The organism is Enterovibrio sp. FF113 (genome assembly GCF_041439165.1).
Taxonomy (GTDB): Bacteria; Pseudomonadota; Gammaproteobacteria; order Enterobacterales; family Vibrionaceae; genus Enterovibrio; species Enterovibrio norvegicus_A.
Window position 1 is genome coordinate 22786 of record NZ_JBGONO010000006.1, and the last position, 16134, is coordinate 38919.

The 16134-nt window shown below is 48.9% G+C and carries 15 protein-coding genes; 14 read left to right on the plus strand and 1 reads right to left on the minus strand.

Annotation, left to right across the window (positions count from 1 at the left end; translation table 11 throughout):
• The first annotated feature begins 173 nt into the window (after window positions 1-173).
• From miaB to ACED36_RS06125, 6 genes are all read left to right on the plus strand, one after another.
• Window positions 174-1598, plus strand: a complete 1425-nt coding sequence (miaB, locus tag ACED36_RS06100) for a tRNA (N6-isopentenyl adenosine(37)-C2)-methylthiotransferase MiaB (protein WP_371732938.1) — start codon at window positions 174-176, stop codon at window positions 1596-1598.
• A 115-nt stretch (window positions 1599-1713) separates the two neighbouring features.
• Window positions 1714-2787: a PhoH family protein gene (locus ACED36_RS06105; protein WP_371732939.1), complete on the plus strand. Its 1074-nt coding sequence runs from the start codon at window positions 1714-1716 to the stop codon at window positions 2785-2787.
• Window position 2788: 1 nt separating this feature from the next.
• Window positions 2789-3253, plus strand: coding sequence for an rRNA maturation RNase YbeY (gene ybeY / locus ACED36_RS06110; RefSeq protein ID WP_016959665.1), 465 nt, complete (start codon window positions 2789-2791; stop codon window positions 3251-3253).
• A 24-nt stretch (window positions 3254-3277) separates the two neighbouring features.
• The gene (corC, locus tag ACED36_RS06115) at window positions 3278-4144 is read left to right on the plus strand and encodes a CNNM family magnesium/cobalt transport protein CorC (protein ID WP_016959666.1); all 867 of its coding nucleotides are present in this window, start codon (window positions 3278-3280) and stop codon (window positions 4142-4144) included.
• A gap of 7 nt (window positions 4145-4151) precedes the next feature.
• Window positions 4152-5699: an apolipoprotein N-acyltransferase gene (gene lnt / locus ACED36_RS06120; protein WP_371732940.1), complete on the plus strand. Its 1548-nt coding sequence runs from the start codon at window positions 4152-4154 to the stop codon at window positions 5697-5699.
• A 92-nt stretch (window positions 5700-5791) separates the two neighbouring features.
• Window positions 5792-6376 carry a YSC84-related protein gene (locus ACED36_RS06125; RefSeq protein WP_016959668.1) on the plus strand — a complete coding sequence of 195 codons (585 nt, stop codon included), beginning with the start codon at window positions 5792-5794 and terminating at the stop codon, window positions 6374-6376.
• Window positions 6377-6477: 101 nt separating this feature from the next.
• On the opposite strand, the gene ACED36_RS06130 is transcribed toward ACED36_RS06125, so the two are convergent.
• On the minus strand, window positions 6478-6963 hold the full coding sequence (locus tag ACED36_RS06130) for a zinc ribbon-containing protein (protein ID WP_017004698.1): 486 nt from the start codon (window positions 6961-6963) through the stop codon (window positions 6478-6480).
• A 108-nt stretch (window positions 6964-7071) separates the two neighbouring features.
• Here ACED36_RS06130 and leuS point away from each other — a divergent pair, with 108 nt between their 5' ends.
• The 8 genes from leuS to ACED36_RS06170 all read left to right on the plus strand — a co-directional run bounded on the left by leuS (window position 7072) and on the right by ACED36_RS06170 (window position 16081).
• Window positions 7072-9645, plus strand: a complete 2574-nt coding sequence (leuS, locus tag ACED36_RS06135; RefSeq protein WP_371732941.1) for a leucine--tRNA ligase — start codon at window positions 7072-7074, stop codon at window positions 9643-9645.
• A 39-nt stretch (window positions 9646-9684) separates the two neighbouring features.
• Window positions 9685-10356 carry an LPS assembly lipoprotein LptE gene (lptE, locus tag ACED36_RS06140; protein ID WP_016959671.1) on the plus strand — a complete coding sequence of 224 codons (672 nt, stop codon included), beginning with the start codon at window positions 9685-9687 and terminating at the stop codon, window positions 10354-10356.
• Window positions 10353-11381 carry a DNA polymerase III subunit delta gene (gene holA, locus ACED36_RS06145; RefSeq protein ID WP_371732942.1) on the plus strand — a complete coding sequence of 343 codons (1029 nt, stop codon included), beginning with the start codon at window positions 10353-10355 and terminating at the stop codon, window positions 11379-11381. The genes lptE and holA overlap by 4 nt, the downstream gene beginning before the upstream one ends.
• 99 nt (window positions 11382-11480) lie before the next feature.
• Window positions 11481-11798, plus strand: coding sequence for a ribosome silencing factor (gene rsfS / locus ACED36_RS06150; protein ID WP_016959673.1), 318 nt, complete (start codon window positions 11481-11483; stop codon window positions 11796-11798).
• Window positions 11799-11802: 4 nt separating this feature from the next.
• The gene (rlmH, locus tag ACED36_RS06155; RefSeq protein WP_016959674.1) at window positions 11803-12273 is read left to right on the plus strand and encodes a 23S rRNA (pseudouridine(1915)-N(3))-methyltransferase RlmH; all 471 of its coding nucleotides are present in this window, start codon (window positions 11803-11805) and stop codon (window positions 12271-12273) included.
• Window positions 12274-12276: 3 nt separating this feature from the next.
• Window positions 12277-14160: a penicillin-binding protein 2 gene (gene mrdA, locus ACED36_RS06160; RefSeq protein ID WP_371732943.1), complete on the plus strand. Its 1884-nt coding sequence runs from the start codon at window positions 12277-12279 to the stop codon at window positions 14158-14160.
• Window positions 14157-15278 carry a rod shape-determining protein RodA gene (gene rodA, locus ACED36_RS06165; protein WP_016959676.1) on the plus strand — a complete coding sequence of 374 codons (1122 nt, stop codon included), beginning with the start codon at window positions 14157-14159 and terminating at the stop codon, window positions 15276-15278. The genes mrdA and rodA overlap by 4 nt, the downstream gene beginning before the upstream one ends.
• A complete protein-coding gene (locus ACED36_RS06170) occupies window positions 15278-16081 on the plus strand; it encodes a septal ring lytic transglycosylase RlpA family protein (RefSeq protein WP_016959677.1) in 804 nt (267 codons plus the stop codon). The genes rodA and ACED36_RS06170 overlap by 1 nt, the downstream gene beginning before the upstream one ends.
• Window positions 16082-16134 lie beyond the last annotated feature (53 nt).

The window sequence follows — 16134 nt, forward strand, 5'->3', positions numbered from 1 at the left end:
AGTTTGGCTAAAGCAGTACAATACGCCCCCAATGTCCAAACCTCGTTGAAATTCTCACGGTTTGGCAACAACTGGACAATGCTTTTCGGCTGAGGTTGCAGTTATAACACAGCGTTACCACACATCACCTTTCAGCCGAAACACGTAAAACATTACTATGAGCAATAAGTTACATGGCTAAAAAACTTTTGATCAAAACCTGGGGCTGCCAGATGAACGAATACGATTCATCTAAAATGGCGGATCTTCTTAATGCGGCTGGCGGCTACGAGCTAACCGAAGTACCTGAAGAAGCCGATGTACTGCTTCTCAACACGTGCTCTATTCGCGAAAAAGCCCAGGAAAAAGTGTTCCACCAGCTAGGACGCTGGAAAAACTTGAAAGATCAGAAGCCCGATCTCGTGATTGGCGTAGGCGGCTGCGTGGCAACCCAAGAAGGCGACCACATTCGTGAACGCGCTCCTTATGTTGACGTAATTTTCGGTCCGCAAACGTTGCACCGTTTACCACAGATGATCAAACAGTCTCGTGAAGACCACGGTCCTGTCATGGATATTTCTTTCCCAGAGATTGAGAAATTCGATAACTTGCCAGAGCCACGAGCTGAAGGCGCAACAGCCTTTGTATCGATTATGGAAGGCTGCTCAAAGTACTGTACGTTCTGCGTTGTGCCATACACACGCGGTGAAGAAGTCAGCCGTCCAATGGATGACGTATTGTACGAGATCGCACAACTGGCAGAGCAAGGCGTGCGTGAAGTTAACCTGTTGGGTCAAAACGTCAACGCATACCGCGGCGAAATGCACGATGGTGATATTTGCACGTTTGCAGAACTGCTGCGCTACGTGGCTGCGCTAGATGGTATCGACCGCATTCGTTACACCACCAGCCACCCGATAGAATTCACTGACGACATCATCGAAGTGTATCGCGACACGCCAGAGCTTGTTAGCCACCTACACTTGCCTGTTCAAAGTGGTTCAGATCGTATTTTGACGATGATGAAACGCCCGCACACGGCGATTGAATACAAGTCAAAAATCCGCAAGCTGCGCGAAGTGCGTCCTGATATCGCCATGAGCTCTGATTTTATTATTGGCTTCCCTGGCGAAACAGAGGCTGACTTCCAAGCCACGATGAAGTTGATCCGTGACATCAATTTCGATATGAGCTTTAGTTTTGTCTACTCACCACGCCCGGGGACACCGGCGGCAGACATGCCGGATGACACCCCAGAGCAAGTGAAGAAAGACCGTTTGTCTGAACTTCAACAGCAAATCACTGCGCAGACCATGATCTTTGCGCGTCAGATGCTAGAGACAGAACAACGTATTCTTGTTGAAGGGCCATCTCGCAAAAACCTGATGGAACTGCGCGGCCGTACAGAGAATAACCGTGTGGTTAACTTCGCGGGATCGATGGATTTGATTGGTCAATTCGTTGACGTGAAAATCACCGACGTGCATGCAAACTCATTGCGCGGCGAACTGGTTCGTACCGAGAAGGAAATGAACCTGCGTATCGCAGTATCTCCAGCCGAGATGATTGCAAAAACACGCAAAGAAGATGATCTAGGCGTAGGCGTGTATACTCCGTAATAGTACGGAATCACATCGCCGTGCCAAGCCCCGTTTCGGCGGGGAGAATCAATGGTTACCGGTGTGCTATTCAGGCACCGGTGATGTTTGTGAGGACAGGTTTGCGAGGACAGTATTGAACAAGATAATTACCTTAGAAGTATCACTGGAACCAGCTGATAACTCACGCCTAGCCAGCCTATGCGGCCCTTTCGATGACAATATCAAGCAACTCGAACGCCGTTTAGGAGTGGAAATCAACCACCGCAGCCATCACTTCTCCGTTGTGGGTAAGCCACACACTGCCACTGCGGCAATCGAAATTCTCAAAACGCTTTATGTAGAAACTGCCCCTGTTAAGCATCGCTTTCCCGATTTGGAACCAGAGCAAGTTCACCTCGCCATCAAAGAAAGCGGTGTACTTGAGCAGCAGGTAGAATCTTCTATCCCCTACGGGAAAGAGATCAACATCAAAACCAAGAAAGGCGTGATCAAGCCACGTACACCCAATCAGGCGCAGTACATCACCAATATGGTGACGCATGATATTACGTTTGGTGTCGGGCCTGCAGGTACAGGTAAAACTTACCTCGCTGTTGCTGCTGCTGTTGATGCACTTGAGCGCCAAGAAATTCGCCGTATTCTGCTGACGCGTCCCGCAGTAGAAGCGGGTGAGAAACTGGGTTTCTTACCCGGCGATCTTAGCCAAAAAGTCGACCCTTACTTACGCCCACTTTACGATGCCCTTTTTGAAATGCTGGGTTTCGAGCGTGTCGAAAAGCTGATCGAACGTAACGTGATTGAAGTCGCGCCGCTTGCTTACATGCGTGGTCGCACACTGAATGATGCCTTCATTATTCTTGATGAAAGCCAAAACACCACCGTTGAGCAAATGAAAATGTTCCTGACCCGTATTGGCTTTAACAGCCGCGCGGTGATAACCGGTGATGTCACGCAAATAGATTTACCGCGCAATGCAAAATCTGGCCTGCGTCATGCCATTGAAGTGTTAGCGGATGTCAATGAAATCAGCTTCAACTTCTTCCAAGCAGACGATGTTGTGCGCCATCCTGTGGTTGCACGCATTGTCCTTGCTTATGAAGCATGGGAAGCAGAAGACGCCAAAGCTCGAAAACACGCAGAAGAACGTCGCCGTCAAGAACGCGATGCCACATTCTCGACGCCGCAATCAGAAGAGAACCAACAGTAACATGCAGTATTTTGTCGATCTTCAAATCGCGACACAAAACACCGAAAACCTGCCAAGTGAAGAGCAGTTCCAACACTGGTTTGAACAAGCAGTAAAATCTTTTTGCGAACAAGCAGAAGTGACCATTCGCATAGTGGATGAGTTTGAAAGCCAAACTCTTAACCGTGATTATCGCGGTAAAGACAAGCCAACAAACGTATTGTCATTTCCGTTTGAAGCGCCTCCTGGTGTAGAGTTAGACCTACTAGGCGACTTAATTATCTGTCGTCAGGTAGTCGAAAAAGAAGCACAAGAACAGAATAAAGACCTCTTTGCCCATTGGGCACACATGGTTGTACACGGCAGTCTCCATCTGCTAGGTTATGATCATATTGATGATGAAGAAGCAGAAGAAATGGAATCTCTCGAGATTTCTATCATGAATGCGCTTGGGTTCGACAACCCTTACGCGGCCGACTTTATCTAAATTAACGTTGTAAATATTGAGACAATGAACGAAGACAACTCACAAAGCTCTGAAGGTCCGAGTAGAAAGACCTTCTTCGAACGTTTAGGACAGATTTTTCAGGGTGAACCTAAAGATCGTCAGGAACTGGTAGATGTATTCCGTGATTCAGAACAGAACGATCTGATCGATCACGATACACGGGATATGCTCGAAGGCGTCATGCAGATTTCTGAAATGCGCATTCGAGACATCATGATTCCGCGTTCGCAGATGGTAACCATCGAACGCTCACAACCTCTCGAAGAGATTATCACGGTTATCAACGACGCCCAGCATTCGCGCTATCCGGTGATCAGCGATGACAAAGACCATGTTGAAGGCATTCTGCTAGCAAAAGACTTGCTACGCTACCTGATGGCCGACAGCGAACCGTTCGACATTGATAAAGTAATCCGCCGCGCTGTTGTCGTGCCGGAAAGCAAACGTGTTGACCGCTTGCTGAAAGAGTTTCAGGAAGAACGCTATCACATGGCGATTGTTGTCGATGAATTCGGCGGCGTATCCGGCGTGGTGACTATCGAAGATATTCTTGAAGAAATCGTTGGCGATATTGAAGACGAATACGACGACGAAGAAGAGCAAGAAATCCGCCAGCTCAGCAAGCACACCTTTGCGGTGAAAGCGCTGACCACGCTGGAAGATTTTAACGAGAAATTTGGTTCTCAGTTCAATGATGACGATATCGACACCATTGGTGGATTGGTCATGACCAGCTTTGGTCACCTTCCAACCCGCGGCGAAGAAGTGGACATCGAAAACTTCCATTTCAAAGTCACCGCAGCTGACAGTCGACGCGTTATCCAATTGCAGGTTACTATCCCCGATACGACTGCAGAGGAAACGGCTTAATCGTCAAATGCTAAATATTGAAACTTCAAAGCGGCCCCAAGAATTCATGCGGATCTTCGGGGCCGCTTTTTCTGGTGCACTTGCTACTCTGGCGTTCGCGCCTTACGCCTTCTGGCCAGCCATGCTGGTCTCTTTGATCGCACTTCTCCTACTTATCCACCAGCAATCACCTAAGCGCGCCGCGTTAATCGGTTTTAGCTGGGGTCTGGGCCAATTTGGTACCGGCGTTGGTTGGGTGTATGTGGTTATCGAGAAATTCGGTGGCTTACCAACGGCGATAGGGCTTTGTCTCATCGGCTTGTTGGTGATGTTCTTAGCGCTCTACCCTGCGCTGTTTGCATTCATCCTAAGACGCACTCGACTGCCACTCGCGTTATCGTATTTGTTATTCGCCCCCTCGCTTTGGCTTTTGATTGATTGGTTCCGCGGCTGGTTCTTAACGGGCTTCCCTTGGCTGTGGCCTGGTTACAGTCAAATTGATGGCCCTCTTTCTGCCTTTGCCCCTTTGCTGGGCGTACAGGGCATTACGCTTGCGCTACTGATTATTTCAGCATCGATTGCGCACACGCTCATCGTTCGTAAAGTCTCGGCGCTATTGCCGGCACTTGTGGTGGCGATTGTTGCCGCGGTATCCAGTCAAATTCCGTGGGTACAGGAAACAGGCGAAAGCGTTGATGTCGCCATGGTGCAAGGTAACGTTCCTCAAGAGCTGAAATGGCTACCGAGCCAGCGCTGGCCGACGTTACTGAGCTATCAGGACATGACACGTCAAAACTGGGACGCTGATATTGTTATCTGGCCTGAAGCTGCCATACCCGCATTGGAGCGCGATATACCCGACTTCCTTGCCCGTCTCGATTCGGCGGCGATCAACAACGACACTGCTATTATTACGGGCGTCCTTGATCAAAACCAAGAAGGGCAATTCTATAACAACGTGATCACCCTCGGTGATAATGGCATGGAAGGATACGATTATCCGGCGCAGCAAAGCTACAGTAAGCACCATCTGCTGGTATTCGGTGAGTTTGTGCCGTTTGCTGACATTTTGCGTCCGTTAGCGCCACTGTTTAATCTACCGATGTCATCATTTAGTCGCGGTGACTATACGCAGTCGAACATTAGTGCAAAAGGCTATCAACTCGCCCCTGCGATTTGCTATGAAATTGCATTTAGCGATCAAGTCCGCCAAAGCCTAACACCCGAATCTGATTTCATTTTAACCCTGTCTAACGATACCTGGTTTGGTACGTCTATCGGCCCACATCAGCATCTTGAAATAGCACGAATGCGTGCGCTGGAAAATGGCAAGCCTGTCCTGCGTTCAACCAATACCGGGCTCACTGCTGCTATTGGCTATCAAGGTGACGTGATCGCACAAATCCCGCAGTTTGAAACCATCGTATTGCGCGCCGATGTGCCGACAACACAAGGACAAACGCCCTATACCCGTTTTGGTGACTGGCCGCTTTATCTGTGGATTCTTATGTCAGGGATTGCACTGATTGTGTTAACACGCGGTCAAACATCATCATCTGACAGCAAGTCGCAATAATAAGAGCGAACATTCGCTACCCCCCTGTGTCTTAAACAAGGCTGAGCATCTCGTCTCAGCCTTGTTTTTATTTGCTTCATAGGGAGATTCAAATGCGCGCCTTAGCACGACTTTTGTCACTAACAGTGATCCTTTCTTCTTCGCTTTTTATCACACCCGCCTCGGCCGAACCTGATCCGGAATTATTTGCCGACACCCGTGCAGCCCTTGCCAATTACCACCGTTTTAATCAAGTAAAGCCGTTTTTCGAAAAGGCTTATGGCTACGCCGTGTTTCCATCTGTCGGAAAAGGCGGGTTCTGGATAGGCGGTGCATATGGAAAAGGCTTAGTCTTTCAAGGCAATAATACCGTCGCACAAGCCGAGCTTATTCAAGTGTCGATTGGGCTTACGTTTGGTGGGCAAGCATTCAGCGAAATACTGTTTTTTGAAGACAAAGAGACTTTCGACAGTTTTATGGCGGGCAGCTTTGAACTAGGCGCACAAGCTTCCGCTACGGCGCTCACTGAAGGTGCCGCGGCACATGTGGGCACCACGGGCACATCAGCCAGCGCAGGCAACGTGCAATCCAAGGCTTATTACATAAACGGCACCGCCATTTTCACCCAAGCCAAAGGCGGGCTAATGGTGGAAGCAGCACTCGCTGGGCAGAAATTTAACATTGAGCCGCTAAAATAAGACGCAAGCTGGGTCCAGGGAGCTTTTGATTAGGCGACGACCTGAATCAAGCTTTCGCTCTTCCTAGGACCTTTTTTTCCTAGGCCCTGTCTACCCCACATTTACGCCGGAAATGGCTTACGGCTAAACTGTTTGTTGCCGCATTTGATGCACGGGATCAACACGCCAACATGGGTATGCTCGGTCTGATTCGCGCACTTCTCGCAAACCAGAATCCCCAAACCAACCACTTCGCCGGCAGAATACACACCATGATGCTGAATATCTTGCAGCACCTCACGCCATTCCAGTTGGGTCTTGTCTGTGATTTCGGCCAATTGCTGCCAGATAGAATTGGCAATCAAACTGCGGAATAACTGACCATCATCTGCGCCTGTCTCTGGCTGATTGTAACGCTCACTGAACGCCTGAACATCGCGCTTGAAGTATGCTTCAATCAAGGCGAGTTCATCTTTGGTCATGTCTGCCGCAGCACCAAAATATCGCTCAGACAAGTCAACCCAGCGTTGGAGCTCTACAGGGCTGTTCTTTAACGCGTTGCTAATTCGTTGAGTTAGCAACTTATATTCCGTTTTTTGCTCTGACATTGGGCACCTCTGCATTCAACTGTTGTTGCGCCATCTACCTTTAGTTATTCTATGTCGATTATTTTGGTACATTTCATACCTATCTCACAAATTTCCCGGATGTCATCGATGCAAGAACAATACCGTCCACAGGACATAGAGCCTAAGGTTCAGGCCGATTGGGACAAGAACAAAACTTTTGTTGCTCAAGAAGACCCTAGCAAAGAAAAGTTCTACTGCCTATCAATGTTCCCATACCCAAGTGGTCGCCTGCACATGGGTCACGTTCGTAACTACACCATCGGTGATGTGATTGCTCGCTATCAGCGCCTGCAAGGCAAAAATGTGATGCAGCCTATCGGCTGGGACGCATTTGGCCTGCCGGCGGAGAACGCCGCGGTGAAGAACAAGACTGCACCAGCACCTTGGACTTACGAAAACATCGAATACATGAAGAACCAGCTAAAACTGCTGGGCTTTGGCTATGACTGGGATCGCGAATTCGCGACCTGTACGCCTGAATACTATCGTTGGGAACAAGAGTTCTTCACCAAGCTGTACACTCAAGGCTTAGTATACAAGAAGACGTCTTCAGTTAACTGGTGCCCGAACGACCAAACCGTACTGGCTAACGAACAAGTTGAAGATGGCTGTTGCTGGCGTTGTGATACGCCTGTAGAGCAAAAAGAAATCCCACAGTGGTTCATCAAAATCACCGCTTATGCGCAAGAGCTGCTGGACGATCTGGACACCCTAGAAGGCTGGCCTGACATGGTGAAAACCATGCAGCGCAACTGGATTGGTCGCTCTGAAGGTGTTGAATTGTCGTTCACCGTTGCTGGCCATTCAGACCTAGAAGTTTACACCACACGTCCTGACACCCTGATGGGCGTCACCTACGTGGGTATCGCCGCAGGTCACCCTCTGGCCGCGAAAGCTGCAGAGAACAACCCAGAACTAGCAGCATTCATCGAAGAGTGCCGTAACACCAAGGTTGCAGAAGCAGAGCTTGCGACCATGGAGAAGAAAGGCATGGATACGGGCTTGACCGCTATCCACCCTTTGAATGGCCGTGAAGTGCCAATCTATGTGGCCAACTTTGTTCTGATGGATTACGGCACAGGCGCTGTCATGGCGGTTCCTGGTCACGACCAGCGCGACTACGAATTCGCCACCAAATATGGCATCGAAATCATCGGTGTTATCAAACCAGAAGATGGCAGCGAGCTAGATATTTCAGAAGCTGCGTACACCGAAAAAGGTGTTCTGTTTAACTCTGGCGAATTCGACGGTTTGGCTTTCGAGCAAGCGTTTGACGCGATTGCGGCAAAACTTGAGTCAGAAGGCAAAGGCCACAAGACAGTCAACTTCCGTCTACGTGACTGGGGCGTTTCTCGTCAACGTTACTGGGGTGCACCTATTCCAATGGTCACCACAGAAGACGGTCAAGTACACCCTGTCCCAGCAGATCAGCTACCCGTTCTTCTGCCAGAAGACGTAGTGATGGATGGCGTGACTAGCCCTATCAAAGCAGACAAAACATGGGCAGAAACCACCTATAACGGTCAACCTGCGCTGCGTGAAACCGATACGTTTGACACCTTCATGGAGTCTTCTTGGTATTACGCGCGTTACTGTTCACCAAAAGCTGACCAAATGTTGGATTCAGATGCGGCCAACTACTGGCTGCCAGTTGACCAATATGTGGGGGGTATTGAACACGCTTGTATGCACCTTCTGTATTCTCGCTTCTTCCACAAACTGCTGCGTGATGCTGGCATGGTGGAAAGTGATGAGCCATACAAACAACTGCTGTGCCAAGGCATGGTGTTGGCGGATGCTTATTACTACAACAACGAAAAAGGCACGAAAGTATGGGTTTCTCCAACTGACGTGACCGTTGAGCGTGATGACAAAGGCCGCATCACTAAGGCAGTTGATAACGAAGGCAACGAGGTTGTTCACTCAGGCATGACCAAAATGTCTAAGTCGAAAAACAACGGTATCGACCCTCAAGAGATGGTGGACAAATACGGTGCTGATACCGTGCGTTTGTTCATGATGTTTGCGTCGCCAGCGGATATGACGCTGGAATGGCAAGAGTCTGGCGTTGAAGGCGCAAACCGCTTCCTGAAACGTATCTGGAAACTGGTCTTCGAGCACACCGCAAAAGGGTCGGTTTCTGCATTGGATGCCTCTGCGTTAACCGCCGATCAGAAAACGCTGCGCCGTGAAGTACACAAAACCATCGCGAAAGTAAGCGATGATATTGGCCGCCGTCAAACCTTCAACACAGCGATTGCTGCCGTGATGGAATTGATGAACCGCCTAACGAAAGCGCCGCAGGAAACCGACACGGATCGCGCGATCCTTGATGAAGCACTTAAAGCCGTGGTTTCTATGCTTTACCCAATCACGCCGCACATCAGCAATGAATTGTGGATTGCTCTGGGTGAAAGTGATGTCGACAACGCGCAATGGCCTATCGCAGACAGCGATGCCATGATTGAAGACGAGAAGCTAATCATCGTTCAAGTGAACGGCAAGCTTCGCGCAAAAATCACCGTTGCGGCTGACGCAGCGAAAGCTGACGTTGAAGCCATGGCACAAAACGATGAGCACGTAGTGAAGTTCACCGAAGGGAAAACCGTTCGTAAAGTGATCTACGTACCAGGCAAACTGGTTAACATTGTTGCTAACTAATTTGTTCGCATCTTTGCCAACAACAACAGGGAGAATTCGGTGACATCGATCTTTCGCTCTCTCCGAACCCTGCTTGTCGTGGTGGCCGCTTTGGCCACCGCGTCTTGCGGATTCCAACTTCGTGGCAGCTACAACCTGCCTGATGAAATTCAAAAGCTTTCTATCACGAGTTTTGACCAATACGGCAAACTGACCCGTGAAATGAAATCACAGCTTCGTCTTTACGATATTGATCTCGTACCACCGGCTGAAACTATCTCAAATCTACGTTTGAATGGTGAGAGCTATGGTGAAAGTACGCTTTCTCTTTACCAAAATAGCCGCGTTGCAGAAAAGCAATTTGCTTACACTGTGAGCTATTCCGTGACGGTGCCTGGTAAAGGAAACTACGGATTCTCTACGTCTCTTAGCCGCACATACCTTGATAACCCATTGACTGCATTAGCAAAGTCAGTGGAGGAGGAAATGCTTGCGCAAGAAATGCGAGTTGAAGCGACAAAGCAAATCATGCGACAACTCGCGCGTTTGAATGCGCATATCGAAGCCTTTGAGCGCAAAGAAGCCGAAGAGAAAGCCTTACGTGAGCTTTATCAGGGCGTCGATAGCACCAACCCTGACCTCACTATTGAAACGCGTTTTAACGGCAAGGAAGAGGAAAACCGCGGTAAACCTCTGTCCAGCTACACCACTGACGGTGAAAACGTCGAATGAGGATCTACCCAGAACAACTGACACAACGCCTATCTCAAGGTTTGTGTCAGACTTACCTTCTGTTCGGTAATGAACCACTGCTTAAACAAGAAGCCCAACAAAGTGTCATTGCAGAAGCGGCACGCCAAGGTTTTGATGAAAAGCACCGCTATACGGTCGACAACCAGCTCAACTGGCAAGACATATACGATACTTGTCAGGCACTGAGTCTGTTTTCCAGCCGTCAGGTCATTGTCCTGACATTGCCTGAAAACGCGCTGACAACTGCTCAAGCCAATGCATTAAAAGAACTCGAGCCGTTGCTACACCAAGATCTGGTGTTGATTCTGGAAGGCCCGCGTCTTAACAAAAAACAAGAATCAGCGAAGTGGTTCACGCTGTTTCAAAAAAATGGCCTTTATGTGCCATGTAATACACCCGATGCACGCCAATTGCCTCGCTTCGTCGAAACGCGCTGTCATGCACTTGGCTTAAAGCCAGATCATGAATCCGTCCAATTGCTCGCACAATGGCACGAAGGGAACCTTCTCGCTCTGTCGCAAAGCCTGATGAAGCTGCAGTTGTTGTATCCCGATGGCGCACTCACTTTGCCACGTTTGCAAAACGCCCTGTCACGAAACAATCACTACACGCCCTTTCAGCTCACCGATGCGTTGATTGATGGCAAAGCCAAACGTGCCGTGAGAATTACGCGCCAATTGGAAGCGGAAGGTGTCGAGATCACCATATTGCTTCGCGTGATCCAAAAAGAGTTAATACAACTTTGCAAGATGCAGGAATATGGCGCGTCGGGCATGGGGATAAATAAGATATTTGACCATTATCGCGTATGGCAAGCTCGCCGAGCACCGCTAACCTCAGCCTTGCACCGACTGCCACTGTCAAGATTAATGCACTTGGTCAACAGCCTTGCCAACATCGAAATGATGGTAAAAACTGACTTTGATAGCCAGCCTTGGCCTGCGCTGTCCGCGTTTTGTCTTGATATGTGTGGCCACCCTGTGCACCTTGAGCCCATTCGCTGAGTATCAACGCGACACCACCGTATTTTAATCGCAACAGCCAGTGTTATAATTTTCTCGATGAGATCTCACTGACCAATAGCCACCATTAAGGGGAAAACATTGCTTCCGGACCAACTTCAACATTTCGTTGCCGACAAAGCTGATGATATGAAAGCGGCAGACATCGTGACTCTTGATGTCAGAAACAAAAGCAGCATCACTGATTTTATGGTGCTGTGCACCGGCAACTCTAAACGTCACGTTTCCTCCATTGCCGAGCATGTTGCTGATGAAGCACTGGCTGCCAACGTTCGCTCATTGGGTATGGAAGGACAAAACGAAGGCGAATGGGTTGTGCTAGACCTTGGTGACGTCATGTTACATGTCATGCAAGACGACCAACGTCAGTTGTACGAGCTTGAAAAGCTGTGGAACTGATTCGATGAAATTACAACTGATCGCGGTTGGCACCAAAATGCCGAAATGGGTCGAAGAAGGCTACAAAGAATATAGTCGCCGCTTCCCAAAAGATATGCCCCTTGAGCTGATCGAAATTACGGCAGGTAAACGCGGGAAAAATGCTGACATTGCGCGCATCTTGCAAAAAGAAGGCGAAGCGATGCTGGCGGCGGTTCCAAAAGGAAACCGCATTGTGACACTGGATATTCCGGGTAAGCGCTGGGACACAGAGCAGCTGGCTGAGCAATTGGAAAGTTGGAAACTGGATGCTCGAGATGTTTCCATCTTGATTGGTGGCCCAGAGGGACTGTCACCTGCATGCAAAGCGGCCGCAGAGCAGAGTTGGTCTCTGTCACCATTGACACTTCCTCACCCATTGGTCCGTGTAGTGATGGCTGAAAGTCTTTATCGCGCCTGGAGCATTACCGCGAATCACCCTTATCATCGGGAATAGTTCATGAGATACAGGCGTAGCCCAATACGCGATCATCAGGCCGAATCTTCTTTGTTTATCCGCCGAGCCATTGTGGCTTTCGGCGGCATTGTTATTTTAGTCGGCCTGCTTTTACTCAATCTGTACACCATTCAGGTTGATGACCATGATGATTACATCACCCGCTCAAACGACAATCGCATCAAAGTGGTGCCGGTTGCGCCTAATCGCGGCCTCATTTTTGATAGAAACGGTAAACTATTAGCCGAAAACCGCCCCGTTTACGCACTCGAAATTACGTCTGAGCAGGTCAAAGATATTCCTGGAACCATTGCGCGTTTACAGGAATTGATCGAGATTTCTGATCGTGAAATCGCCGCGTTTGAACGAGACAAAAAACGCTCTCGTCGCTTTAATGCGGTTGCCGTCAAAAATCAGCTTTCCGAAGAGGAAGTCGCGATATTTTCAGCCAACCAACACAAATTCCCAGGTGTTGAGATTAAAGGCTACCTCAAGCGCTATTACCCTTACGGCGATGCACTGACACACGTATTGGGTTACGTGGCCAAAATCAATGACAAAGACGTTGCGCGTCTTGAGCGCGACGAAATGAGCACCAACTACAGAGCGACTCGCGATATTGGCAAGCTCGGCATTGAACGCTTTTACGAAAGAGATCTTCATGGAACCGCGGGCTATCAAGAAGTTGAGGTGAACAGCCGAGGACGTATCATTCGCACATTGAAATACGTCCCCCCTGAGCCAGGTAAAGATCTTGTGCTCAATCTTGATGTGGATCTTCAGCTCTACATCCGTTCCATTTTGGGTGAGCGCCGTGGTGCTGTTGTCGTACTTGACCCTGAAGATTCGTCCGTTTTAGCGATGGTTTCATCGCCAAGTTATGACCCGAACCTATTTGTTCATGGCATATCTAGCCCAGAATATCGCGGATTACTTGAAGACAAAAACCGACCTTTGGTCAACCGTGCGACACTCGGTATTTATCCACCAGCCTCAACAATAAAACCGTTTATTGCTGTCGCTGCGCTTCAAGAGAAAACGCTCACTCTCAATACCACACGTAATGACCCCGGTTATTGGCATTTACCTAATTCAACCTCTCGACCATTTCGAGATTGGCTAGCATGGGGTCATGGTAGAGTAAATATCGTTCAATCGATTGAAGAGTCAGTGGATACGTTCTTCTACCAAATCGCCTACGATTTAGGGATAGACAAGCTGTCTGAATGGATGAGCAAGTTTGGTTTTGGTGATTACACAGGCATCGATATCCACGAAGAAAGCAAAGCCAACATGCCAACCAGAGAATGGAAAATGGCACGTTACCGACAGCCTTGGTATAAAGGTGACACAATACCGGTCGGGATTGGTCAGGGTTACTGGACATCAACACCGATGCAAATCGCTAAGGCGACCACCGTATTGGTCAACAAAGGCATCGTCCATCCACCGCACCTTTTAATGCGCACAGAATCAGAAGGTGAAGTGGAAATCGCACCGATCGCGCCGTACCCGCCCATTGCTGATGTTAACGACAAGTACTGGAATGCAGCACTTGAAGGTATGCGTTTGGTTAACCATGGCAAAAAAGGAACTGCACGACGTGCATTTGCCAATGCCCCTTATGTCACGGGTGGCAAATCGGGCACCGCACAGGTATTCGGATTGGCAGAAGACGAAGAATATAAAGCAGATGAAATTGCGGAGCATCTGCGTGACCACGCCTTGTATACTGGCTTTGCACCTTTCGATGATCCTCAAGTCGTGGTTTCTATGGTGTTAGAAAATGCTGGGGGTGGGTCCACCAATGGTGCTCCGATCGCCCGTCGTATTTTTGACCATATGTTGCTCGGGAAAGATAAAAATAACGAGGAGCAGGTTCAATGAGTATGTTCGCGTCCACAGGCCAAAAAAAGACCATTTTTGAGCGCTTGCACCTCGATGCTCCCCTGTTGCTCGGCATTATTTTACTGATGGGTTTTGGTTTAATGGTGATATGGAGCGCCAGCGGACAAAGCGTTGCCATGATGGAGCGTCAGGTTTTCCGCATGCTGCTGGCTCTCGGAGTGATGTTCGTGCTAGCGCAAATATCGCCGCGACATTACGAGTTCTGGGCGCCGTATCTCTATGTCACTGGCATAATCATGCTGATTGCCGTGCTATTTTTTGGCGAAACAGCCAAAGGGGCACAGCGGTGGCTGGATCTCGGTATCCTCACCTTTCAGCCCTCTGAGTTAATCAAACTTGCCGTGCCTCTTATGGTGGCACGTTTCATTGGTAAAGAACCTCTTCCGCCTCGCTTTAGAAACCTGATTATTGGCTTGGTGATGGTCTTTGTACCTACCATCCTCATCGCCAAGCAACCGGATCTGGGAACGTCGATACTCATTGCGGCATCAGGGATCTTCGTTTTGTTTCTCTCTGGTATCCGATGGCGCATCATTCTTGGCGCAGGGGCTTTGGTCGCGGCATTTATTCCAGTGCTTTGGTTTTTCCTCATGCGCGAATACCAGCGCGTCCGTGTGCGGACACTTTTCGATCCAGAATCAGACCCGCTTGGCGCCGGTTACCATATTATTCAATCCAAAATAGCGATTGGATCCGGGGGTATTTCAGGCAAGGGGTGGCTGCAAGGCACACAATCACAACTGGAGTTCTTGCCAGAACGCCATACCGACTTTATCTTTGCCGTGATTGCTGAAGAATGGGGAATGGTCGGCGTCGCTTGCTTGCTCATGTTGTATTTGTTCATTATCGCGCGAGGTTTAATGCTGGCAAGCCGAGCACAAACGGCCTTTGGTCGCATGATGGCCGGCAGTATTGTGCTAAGTTTCTTTGTGTATGTATTTGTTAATATTGGCATGGTCAGTGGTATTTTACCCGTCGTTGGCGTCCCACTTCCATTGGTCAGTTACGGCGGTACATCCATGGTGACGCTAATGGCAGGCTTCGGGATTTTGATGTCTATCCACACTCACAGAAAAATGCTTTCAAAGGCTTTGTAATGAAAAAACTTCTCGTATTGATTGCGATTGTATTGTCAGGTTGTGCCACTAAGAACGACGAACGCTACAGTATTGCGCAAGACCAGGCGCCTGAAGCAACACCCACTTTGGAACATGTTGAGGATGCGCATCCTCGTTACGAACCCTACAGCCGAGCGGGAAACAAGAACTACACGGTTCTTGGTCAAGACTACGAAGTGATCAAAGATCCCGAAACGTTTACCACTGAAACCGGTATTGCTTCTTGGTATGGCAAGAAATTTCATGGCCATAAAACCTCGAATGGCGAGATTTATGATATGTATTCAATGTCAGCAGCCCACAAAACATTACCACTGCCGAGTTATGTCGAAGTGGAAAACACCGCCAATGGCAAAAAAGCCATTGTACGTGTTAACGACCGTGGGCCGTTCCATGAAGGACGTGTCATTGATTTAAGTTACGCAGCAGCATCGAAACTGGGGGTTTTGGCTTCGGGTACGGCTCCCGTCAAAGTCACCTTACTTAAAGTCGACAAACCCGTGGAGAACGATGAATGGCAAGGTGCGCGACTCAATCGCTACTTTGTGCAATTAGCCGCGATCTCCGATAAAACCAAAGCAGAAAAAGCGGCGGCGAGTTTTAGCCAGCAGTTCGAACTTCCCACTGACATTCATCAGTCGGGAAAAGTGTATCGTGTTCGTCTCGGCCCATTTCATGACTATGACCAAACGCAACATGCTGCAATGCTTGCACAAGAACATCAAATAAATGAGGCCTTCATCGTTGTTGAGCCAATGAGTAATGAACCGACTCTGAAATAGAGTGTCATTAATTAGTAAGTTGTTGTAACCCCATCTGACACTTATCAGGGCTA

Bases quoted from the DNA above. Each gene is read 5' to 3' on its own strand.
- ACED36_RS06170 (WP_016959677.1), top strand. From the start codon at position 15,278: ATGAAAAAACTTCTCGTATTGATTGCGATTGTATTGTCAGGTTGTGCC.
- miaB (WP_371732938.1), top strand. From the start codon at position 174: ATGGCTAAAAAACTTTTGATCAAAACCTGGGGCTGCCAGATGAACGAA.
- mrdA (WP_371732943.1), top strand. From the start codon at position 12,277: ATGAGATACAGGCGTAGCCCAATACGCGATCATCAGGCCGAATCTTCT.
- rlmH (WP_016959674.1), top strand. From the start codon at position 11,803: ATGAAATTACAACTGATCGCGGTTGGCACCAAAATGCCGAAATGGGTC.
- corC (WP_016959666.1), top strand. From the start codon at position 3,278: ATGAACGAAGACAACTCACAAAGCTCTGAAGGTCCGAGTAGAAAGACC.
- rodA (WP_016959676.1), top strand. From the start codon at position 14,157: ATGAGTATGTTCGCGTCCACAGGCCAAAAAAAGACCATTTTTGAGCGC.
- leuS (WP_371732941.1), top strand. From the start codon at position 7,072: ATGCAAGAACAATACCGTCCACAGGACATAGAGCCTAAGGTTCAGGCC.
- lnt (WP_371732940.1), top strand. From the start codon at position 4,152: ATGCTAAATATTGAAACTTCAAAGCGGCCCCAAGAATTCATGCGGATC.
- ACED36_RS06125 (WP_016959668.1), top strand. From the start codon at position 5,792: ATGCGCGCCTTAGCACGACTTTTGTCACTAACAGTGATCCTTTCTTCT.
- ACED36_RS06130 (WP_017004698.1), bottom strand. From the start codon at position 6,963: ATGTCAGAGCAAAAAACGGAATATAAGTTGCTAACTCAACGAATTAGC.
- holA (WP_371732942.1), top strand. From the start codon at position 10,353: ATGAGGATCTACCCAGAACAACTGACACAACGCCTATCTCAAGGTTTG.
- ybeY (WP_016959665.1), top strand. From the start codon at position 2,789: ATGCAGTATTTTGTCGATCTTCAAATCGCGACACAAAACACCGAAAAC.